At 44.0% G+C, this 8,927-nt stretch carries 10 protein-coding genes; all 10 read left to right on the top strand.

Features of this window, described 5'->3' with window-relative positions:
* The first annotated feature begins 489 nt into the window (after positions 1–489).
* Positions 490–3,276 (top strand): nitrate reductase catalytic subunit NapA, encoded by a 2,787-nt coding sequence (napA, locus tag Q0338_RS05095; RefSeq protein ID WP_298085813.1) that lies wholly within the window; start codon positions 490–492, stop codon positions 3,274–3,276.
* Between the two features lie 2 nt (positions 3,277–3,278).
* A complete protein-coding gene (gene napG / locus Q0338_RS05100) occupies positions 3,279–4,043 on the top strand; it encodes a ferredoxin-type protein NapG (RefSeq protein WP_298085814.1) in 765 nt (254 codons plus the stop codon).
* Positions 4,040–4,831, top strand: a complete 792-nt coding sequence (napH, locus tag Q0338_RS05105) for a quinol dehydrogenase ferredoxin subunit NapH (protein ID WP_298085815.1) — start codon at positions 4,040–4,042, stop codon at positions 4,829–4,831. The genes napG and napH overlap by 4 nt, the downstream gene beginning before the upstream one ends.
* Positions 4,831–5,349 (top strand): nitrate reductase cytochrome c-type subunit, encoded by a 519-nt coding sequence (locus Q0338_RS05110; protein WP_298085816.1) that lies wholly within the window; start codon positions 4,831–4,833, stop codon positions 5,347–5,349. Before napH ends, Q0338_RS05110 begins: the two co-directional genes overlap by 1 nt.
* Positions 5,346–5,816, top strand: coding sequence for a 4Fe-4S ferredoxin (locus Q0338_RS05115; RefSeq protein ID WP_298085817.1), 471 nt, complete (start codon positions 5,346–5,348; stop codon positions 5,814–5,816). The genes Q0338_RS05110 and Q0338_RS05115 overlap by 4 nt, the downstream gene beginning before the upstream one ends.
* A complete protein-coding gene (locus Q0338_RS05120; protein ID WP_297936841.1) occupies positions 5,813–6,784 on the top strand; it encodes a nitrate reductase in 972 nt (323 codons plus the stop codon). Before Q0338_RS05115 ends, Q0338_RS05120 begins: the two co-directional genes overlap by 4 nt.
* Complete coding sequence (locus Q0338_RS05125) at positions 6,781–7,128, top strand: chaperone NapD (protein WP_298085818.1); 348 nt, start codon at positions 6,781–6,783, stop codon at positions 7,126–7,128. The genes Q0338_RS05120 and Q0338_RS05125 overlap by 4 nt, the downstream gene beginning before the upstream one ends.
* A gap of 69 nt (positions 7,129–7,197) precedes the next feature.
* Positions 7,198–7,833 carry a hydrogenase-4 component G gene (locus Q0338_RS05130; RefSeq protein WP_298085819.1) on the top strand — a complete coding sequence of 212 codons (636 nt, stop codon included), beginning with the start codon at positions 7,198–7,200 and terminating at the stop codon, positions 7,831–7,833.
* Positions 7,820–8,287 (top strand): hypothetical protein, encoded by a 468-nt coding sequence (locus tag Q0338_RS05135; RefSeq protein ID WP_298085820.1) that lies wholly within the window; start codon positions 7,820–7,822, stop codon positions 8,285–8,287. Before Q0338_RS05130 ends, Q0338_RS05135 begins: the two co-directional genes overlap by 14 nt.
* 302 nt (positions 8,288–8,589) lie before the next feature.
* Positions 8,590–8,927: major outer membrane protein (locus Q0338_RS05140; protein WP_298085821.1), on the top strand; the 338-nt coding region annotated here is incomplete at its 3' end.

Genomic DNA, 8,927 nt, shown 5'->3' on the forward strand with positions numbered 1-8,927 from the left:
ATTTTAAAAATTAAAAATAAAACTTAAATATATAGCTCAAATTTGATCAAATTTACAATTTATGAGCTATACGGTCTTGAGTTTTAATCAATTTTATACCTATGATAATTTAGCCTAAAATTAGCGCTTTTAAAAGGTTAAATTTAAAAATAGACCACTGTTTTTATACTTGATATATAGCTTTATATTTACAATGAAAAAATGTTACGATTTTACACGTTAAATTTATATTTTATAAATAGTTTCTAAAATATTATGGGTTTTGTTATCAAAAAGAATATCAAATTTACTAAATATAAAGAAATATATTTATTCGTAATTTTAAGCTTTACCCCTAAAATAGGCAAAATAAAGATAATTTTGGTCTTAATTTGAATGCCAAATATTGCTAAAGAACTAATTGTTTTTAATCAACTTAAATTTAGGTTGTAACGGTTAATATCCGCCTGATTTTTAAGAACTATCTTAAAAAATAAACGAGGAGAGAAAATGGATCGACGAGATTTTATAAAAAGTGCCGCCGCTTCGGCTGCTTGCGCGAGTGCCGGTATAGCGCTGCCTAGCTCTATGGTAGCTGCGCAAAACGCAGCTGAAAAGGGCTGGCGCTGGGATAAAGCTGCATGTAGGTTCTGTGGAACTGGCTGCGGCGTAATGATCGCAACCAAAGAGGGCAAAATCGTAGCCGTCAAGGGCGACCCTGAAGCACCAGTAAACCGCGGCCTAAACTGCATCAAAGGCTACTTTAACGCCAAGATCATGTACGGCGCGGACCGCATCACTCAGCCGCTTTTACGCATGAACGAAAAGGGCGAATTTGATAAAAAAGGCAAATTTAAGCCTATTAGCTGGGAAAAAGCCTTTGACATCATGGCGGAAAAATATAAAGAGACCATGAAGAAAAACGGCGTGCATTCAGCCTGCGTTTTTGGCTCGGGTCAATACACTATTTTAGAGGGTTATGCAGCCGTCAAACTATGGAAAGCGGGTATTAGAAGCAACTCTATTGACCCGAATGCTCGCCACTGTATGGCGTCCGCGGTCGTCGGATTTATGCAGACTTTCGGTATCGACGAGCCTGCGGGCTGCTACGACGACATAGAGCTAACCGATACTATCGTGGCTTGGGGCGCTAATATGGCCGAGATGCACCCGATACTTTGGGCGCGCGTAAGCGATAAAAAGCTAAGCAATCCCGAGCGCGTAAAGGTCGTAAATTTAAGCACGTATTCGACTAGAACGTCAAATATCGCCGATTCCGAGATTATTTTCGCTCCTTCAAGCGACGTTGCTATCTGGAACTACATCGCTCACGAGATCGTTTATAATCATCCTGAAGCCATCGATTGGGACTACGTAAATAGCCACTGCGTATTTGCGACGGGACCTGCCGATATCGGCTACGGGCTTAGAAATAATCCAAATCATCCTAACTACTCAAACGAAAAAGACGTCGTAGAGACGGAGCTTCATAAGAAACTAAGCAAAAACGAAGGCGTGACTCTGGGCTATCTAGGCTATAAAGAGGGCGACGTGATGGAAAATAAAAATACGGCTACCGCGGGCAAACACTGGCAAATCACGTTTGAGGAATTTAAAGAAGCTCTTAAACCTTATACGCTTGATTTCTCCGCTCCGCTAATAAAAGGCGATCCAAACGAGGATTTGGAAGAATTTAAGAAAAAACTAAAGCAACTAGCCGACTGGTACATCGAAAAAGGTAGAAAAGTAGTTAGCTTTTGGACAATGGGCTTTAACCAGCACCAACGCGGCACTTGGGTAAACGAGCAAGCCTATATGGTGCATATGCTACTTGGCAAACAAGCAAAACCGGGCGAGGGCGCTTTCTCGCTAACCGGACAACCAAGCGCCTGCGGAACGGCGCGCGAGGTCGGTACTTTCGTCCACCGCTTGCCTGCGGATATGGTCGTAGATAACGCCGAACACCGCGAAATAAGCGAGAAAATTTGGAAACTTCCTAAAAACACGCTAAATCCGAAAGTCGCCTCCCACTACGTAAAAATGATGCGCGATATGGAAGACGGAAAGATGAAATGGGCGTGGGTGCAGGTAAATAACCCGTGGCAAAACACCGCAAACGCAAACCACTGGATAAAAGCCGCTCGCGAGATGGATAACTTTATCATCGTCTCAGACCCGTATCCGGGCATCTCGGCTAAGGTTGCCGATCTAATCTTGCCTACTGCGATGATTTACGAAAAATGGGGCGCGTACGGTAATGCCGAGCGCCGAACGCAGCACTGGCGTCAGCAAGTCCTTCCGGTAGGCGAAGCGATGAGCGATACTTGGCAAATGCTGGAATTTGCTAAGCGCTTTAAGCTAAAAGAGGTTTGGGGCGAACAAAAAGTGGACGATAAGCTAACGCTTCCAAGCGTGCTAGACGAGGCAAAAGCCATGGGTTATAGCGAAGAAGATACGCTATTTGACGTGCTTTTCGCAAACGAAGAGGCTAAGAGCTATCCTGCAAAAGACGCTATAATGGAAGATTTTGATAACTCAGAAGTTTTTGGCGACAGCAGAAAAGTAGTCGGCTCAGACGGCAAGGTATTTGAGGGTTACGGATTTTTCATCCAAAAATATCTTTGGGAAGACTACCGCAAATTTGGCTCAGGTCATGGACACGATCTGGCGGACTTTGATACCTATCACAAAGTGCGCGGACTAAGGTGGCCCGTCGTAGACGGTAAAGAAACTCAGTGGAGATTTAACGCCAAATACGATCCGTACGCGAAGAAATTTGCCGAGGATGGCAAGCAGTTTGCATTCTACGGCAATAAAAAAGCCAAGTTGCAAAAAGGCGATTTGACCAAAGTAACTAGCGGAGACGAGAAATTTTCTATCGCTAATAGGGCTAAAATTTTCTTCCGCCCTTATATGGATCCTTGCGAGATGCCTGATACTACGTATCCTTTCTGGCTATGCACGGGCCGCGTCTTGGAGCACTGGCACACCGGCACTATGACTATGCGCGTTCCTGAGCTTTACCGCGCCGTACCTGAGGCTCTTTGTTACATGCACGAGGGCGATGCGCAAAAGCTAAATTTACAGCATAACGACGTAGTTTGGGTCGAGTCTCGCCGCGGTAAGGTAAAAGCAAGGCTAGATCTGCGCGGACGAAACAAAACTCCTTCGGGACTAGTTTACGTGCCGTTTTTTGATGAAAACGTGTATATCAACAAAGTCTGCCTAGATGCGACTTGCCCGATCTCAAAAGAGACCGACTATAAAAAATGCGCGGTTAAAATTTACAAGGCTTAATAATGCAAAATAGAAGAGAGGCTTTAAAATTTGGGTTAAAAGCGATTAGTTTGGTTCTCGCGGGCGGCTTTATCTGGAGTACGCAAACGACGGCTAAAGCCCAAACTCTACTCATCAGGCCGCCGGGTGCTTTAAAGGAGAAAAATTTCCTTAGCGAGTGCATACGCTGCGGGCTTTGCGTAGAAGCCTGTCCTTGGGATACGCTTAAGCTTGCGGATTTAGACGACGGATTGCCTTACGGCACTCCGTTTTATACTCCGCGTAAAATTCCGTGCTATATGTGCCCGGATATCCCGTGTACGGTCGCTTGTCCGACCGGCGCGCTAGATACGAAGCTGGTGAGCGAGGATAACGGCAAGCTAAATATAAACAAAGCGCAAATGGGTATCGCGGTGCTGGATCCGAATTTCTGCATCGCTTACGAGGGACTTCGCTGTGACGCTTGCTACCGCGCCTGTCCTTTGATAGATAAAGCGTTAAGGCTTGAATATGTCCGCAACGAACGCACGCAAAAGCATGCGTTTTTTAAACCGGTCGTGGACGCCGACTACTGCACGGGCTGCGGCATGTGCGAACAAGTTTGCGTGACGCCAAAAGCTTCTATCTTCGTGCTTCCGCGCGAGATAGGGCTGGGCTCTAGCAACGAACAGTACGTAAAAGGCTGGGTCGAGGGCGCGGATAAAAAGCTAAAAGATGCCGAACCAAAAGAGTTTAAAACCGACGAGAAAAAGCTAAACGACTATCTAAATAGCGGAGATTTGCTATGAAATATTTGATTTTAAGAAGGATAAGTCAAATTTTGATCCTAGGGCTGTTTTTTGCGAGCAACTACTACGGAATTAAAATTTTACAAGGCAATCTCAGTTCGTCTTTGCTTTTCGGAGTCGTTCCTCTTAGCGATCCGTTTGCCGTTTTGCAGCTATATTTAGCTAGTTTTAGTATCGCTTCGGGCGCGCTTGTGGGAGCCGCTATCGTGTTTGCTTTTTACGCGATTGTCGCTCCGCGCGCTTTTTGCAGCTGGGTTTGCCCGGTAAATATCATCACCGAAACCGCTCGCTGGGTCAGAGTAAAGCTTGGCTACGACAAAGATAAAAAATTCGTAAATTTCACGCGAAGCGCGAGATATTACGTTTTAGGATTTACGCTTTTTATCTCGCTAGTCACTTCGGCTCCGGCGTTTGAGGGCGTTAGCTTTATCGGCATTATTCAGCGCGGCGTCATCTACGGCGGCACGCTGTGGCTATTCGTGGCATTTGGCGTGTTTGCGATAGACGCGTTTATCGGCGATAGATTAGTCTGCTCAAAGCTTTGTCCGCTGGGCGCTTTTTACGCGATAGCCGGCAAATTTGCCCTTATCAGGGTAAAGCACGATGCGGCTAGCTGCACTAGCTGCATGAAATGCAAGCTAATCTGCCCGGAAAACCAAGTGCTCGGCATTATCGGCAAGCAAAGCGGGTTTATAACCTCGAGCGAGTGCATCAGCTGCGGACGCTGTATCGACGTCTGCGATGACGACGCGCTCAAATTTAATATAAGAAATTTAAGGAGAAATTAATGAAAGCTAATAAGCTTATTTTTGGAGTCGTGTGCGCCGCTGCGCTACTCATCGGCTGCAATAACCCTAGCGTCGGCGACGTATCAGGCTTAAGAACGGCCGAAGTTACCGACGAGAACGTGACTTTAGCGGATATTAACTGGACTAGCCCGATGCCGGGTGAAGCGCAAAAATACGAGCGCTCTTTCGAGAACGCGCCTCCGCTAATCCCGCACGATATCGCGGATCTGCTTCCTATCACGAAAGACAACAATATGTGCGTTACGTGCCATATGCCTGAGGTCGCGAAAGACGTAGGCGCTACGCCGATCCCTAAATCGCACCTTTACAGTATAAGATTTAATAAAGATAAAGGCGGCGAACTAAGTCAAGATCGCTATAACTGCACCACTTGCCACGTTCCTCAAGCGAACGTTAAACCGCGCGTGAAAAATAACTTTAAGCCTGACTTTAGCCGTCAGCAAGACGCGCAACACCGATCAAACCTTCTAGATATACTAAACGAAGGCGTTAGGTGAGCGTATCCAGACGCGAACTATTTACTAAATTTTTGGGCGGCAAAACCGCTCAAAAATTTATCGCGCCGCCTTATTTTTGCGGCGAATTTAACTGCGCTGATTGCGACGCGCCTTGCGTTGGCGCTTGTGAAAGAGAGCTTTTGAGTTTTGAAAACGAGAGAGTAAATTTTAAATTTAAGTCCTTGGGTTGCAACTTTTGTAAAGAGTGTGCGCTCGCTTGCGAAGAGGCGGGACGAGAGGTTTTAAATTTAAAATTTGCAGCTAAAATCGAAGCTAAAATTTTTATCGACGTGCATAGTTGTCTTGCTTGGAACGGCACGATTTGCTGTAGCTGTCAGGACGTTTGCAAATTTAGAGCGATCGATTTTTTAGGCGTTTTTCGTCCGAGCGTAAATCAAAAATGCACGGGCTGCGCGCAGTGTATGGAAGTTTGCTTCGCGAATAGTATCAAAATGGAGGCGTTATGAGAAAATTTATTTTATTTTTTACGGCGATTTTTTGCTTAAATTTGACCGCAAATTTAGCGGCGGCACCGCTTGAGATCTCGCAACCGGACAAGGTCATAAAAGCCGGCGCAAACGTGATAAGCTCAAATTTGATAGATGAAATTTTATATCTGGGCACGGACGGTAGCGAGCTTGATATCTACGACATAAAGGCGGATAAATTTTTAGAACCGATCAAATTTCGCACGGTCAAAACGCACTTTAGCGACGAAGAGCCCGCAAAGATTTTTAGTATCGACCGCCTGGGCGATATGCTATTGGTTTTAACCGAGATGGACTACAACGAGCGCTATTTGTACGTTTTTAAAAAAGAAAATGACGGCTGGAGCGAGGTTAGCAATATGCACCTAGCTAACAAATCCGCTAAAAAAGCATTTTTTATAGATGAAAAAACGGCGGTAGTATCGGACTTTGGCAATGAAATTTACTACATCGACCTAGAGAGTAAAAAAGCGGTCTTTAAACATAAATTTTCCATCGCGCTTTATGTTGATTTTGAGATCAATAAAACCCGCGACAAAATCGCTATCGGAGCCGAAAGCGGCGTGATTTATATCTATAATCTAAAAACTCGCCAAACCGAGCAAACGCTAAATTTCTTTAAAGACAATATGTATGACATCGACTACAAAAATGACGTCGTAGCCGTGGGCTGCATCGACAAACAAGCAGGTGTTTTTAACGGCTCAATGAGCTATTTTAAGTCCGATTTTATCGTTTATGCGACGGGGCTTAGCGACGACGCCAAAACGCTAGCGTATATGAACGGCGAAGAGAGCGATATCCTGGTCTACGACATCGCAAGCAAGACAAAACTCGCGACCGTAAAAACCGGACAGCAAATTTTAAATGAAATTTACCTCTCCGATAGCGGCAGGCTAATCAGCGTCGCGTACGAAAAAGAGGTTAAATTTTGGAGCGTAAAATGAACATATCAAGTGCGATAGTATATACAAAAGACGGAAACGAAGCCGCCGAGGTGGCTAAAAGAATCGAGCAAGTAAAAGGCTGCGAGGTCATCGCCGCGCAAGACGGCAAGATCGTAGTCGTGATGAGCGCGGAAAATTTAGACGGCGAGATAGAGCTTTTTAAGGCGCTAGAGGGCGTAGAGGGCGTCTCAGGAGCCGCGATGATATACAGCTATCAAGAGGATTTGCAACAAGATATCGAAAGCATTAAAAAAAGCGGCAAGATAAGCGAAATTTTACTTGACGAAAACATCGACGCCAAGGACATCGTATACAACGGCCACGTCGGCGATAGGGTAAAATAATTTTTTACCCGTTAACTTTATCCTAAATTTGACGATATATAATACAGAGTAAAATCTAAAGGATAAAACATGCAAAGCATCAACGGTTTAAGCCAAAATCCATACATCCCGCAACCTCGCTACGACGTGCAAAACGTCCAAAATACGACAAGCGTAGATCAAAACGAAAATATAAAAAGGATGCAAGAAGCCTACGCAAATATCGACGTAAAGCAGCTAACAAATAGCTATTTGTCGCATTTTCAGGCTAGAGCGGACTCAAATTCGAGTTCAAATTTCTTATCTCAGGTTTCGGCCTTTAACGGTTCTGCAAAATTTAACGACATTTTCGGCGCTCAAAGCAAAAGCATAAATTCTCTAAACGATATCTTGTCCGGCGTCGATTTTAAATCTATCGGCTACGAGGGCAAGCCTATAACGCAACTAAGCCAAAGCGAAGCCAGCGATCTAGTGAGCGAGAATGGATTTTTCGGTATCACAAACACCGCGGATAGGATTTCAAATTTTATCATTAGCGCCGCAGGAGACGACTTGCAAAAGCTCGAAGCCGGAAAAGAAGGCATGCTAAGAGGTTTTAAAGAGGCCGAGAAAATTTGGGGCGGTAAGCTACCTGAAATTTCGCAAAAAACGATAGAAAAAGCAACGAAAGCCGTAGATAAAAGAATAGCCGAACTCGGCGGGAACGTCCTTAGTGTTCAGGCTTAAGTTTTTAAATTTAGCCGCCGTTTTGCTGGTTTTTAGCGGTTGCGCATTTTTTGAGAAAAAACCGGCGCCAAAAGTCGTCCAAAAACCAGTCGTTCAAAAACCTGCGCCCGTTAGAGGCTCTTTACGCGGCGTGATATCAAGCGTAACCTATGACGGCGGCAGATACTGCTACGATATAAAATCAATCGACGTATCAAACGGCAAACTGCCTAGCGGCAAGTACTGTGCGGATAAATTTTACTTTTCTAGCGGAGATACCGTCTATGCAAGCGTTTCAGGCGGACTCGTCACTGAGATGCTGCTCATAAAAAGCGGAACGCACCACGTTACGCATAAAGTAAATAAAACGCCGAAATTTAAAAGTACAAGTCCTGCAAAAAGCCCACAACAGCAAGAAAGCAACAAAAAAATTCTAATCGAAGTTCCGAAAAGTGAAAATATCAGCTTTGATTAGCCGTTGATTTACCGAAATATTTTATAATTCTTACAAGCAATCAAAGTTAGAACTCCTTTTAAGAAGGGGATGTGCGTCCCCTTTTTTATCTTTTTTCTCATAAAAATCATTAAAATTTAGTTTTTGTATTTAAGCTTTGCTGATAGTATTTGCATTTTGATAATATCAAGTATCAAAAATAACCTCAAAAATCCTGATATATACAAGTTTTGCCATTATTTATGTTAAATTTTCCTATTAAGCTTACTGCAGCCGCTTTTGTGCTAGAATTATGCCTATAAAACTTTTATAAAGGAGAACTTATGAAACTTGCTAAAATTTCTTTAGCTGCTTTGGTTGCGCTTGGCGCTTTCTCTACTTTAAATGCTACTCCGCTTGAAGAAGCTATTAAAGACGTAGATTTTTCAGGATTTGCTAGATATCGATATACGGGCAATAAGCTAAAAGTAAATGATGCAAAAGAGACAAAAGCAGCTCACAACTTTAGATTTGTGGGTACTTTTAAGGCCGCTCTTGACGATAACTTTTTTGGCGTGTTGGGCTTAAGATACTCTGCAAACGATGGTTCTGGCCACAACACAGATACGACAAATACAACAAGCTCATTTGGCGTGAGGGAATTTTATCTTGGCTATAACGT

This window comes from uncultured Campylobacter sp. (genome assembly GCF_938018145.1).
In the GTDB taxonomy this organism is placed as follows: domain Bacteria; phylum Campylobacterota; class Campylobacteria; order Campylobacterales; family Campylobacteraceae; genus Campylobacter_A.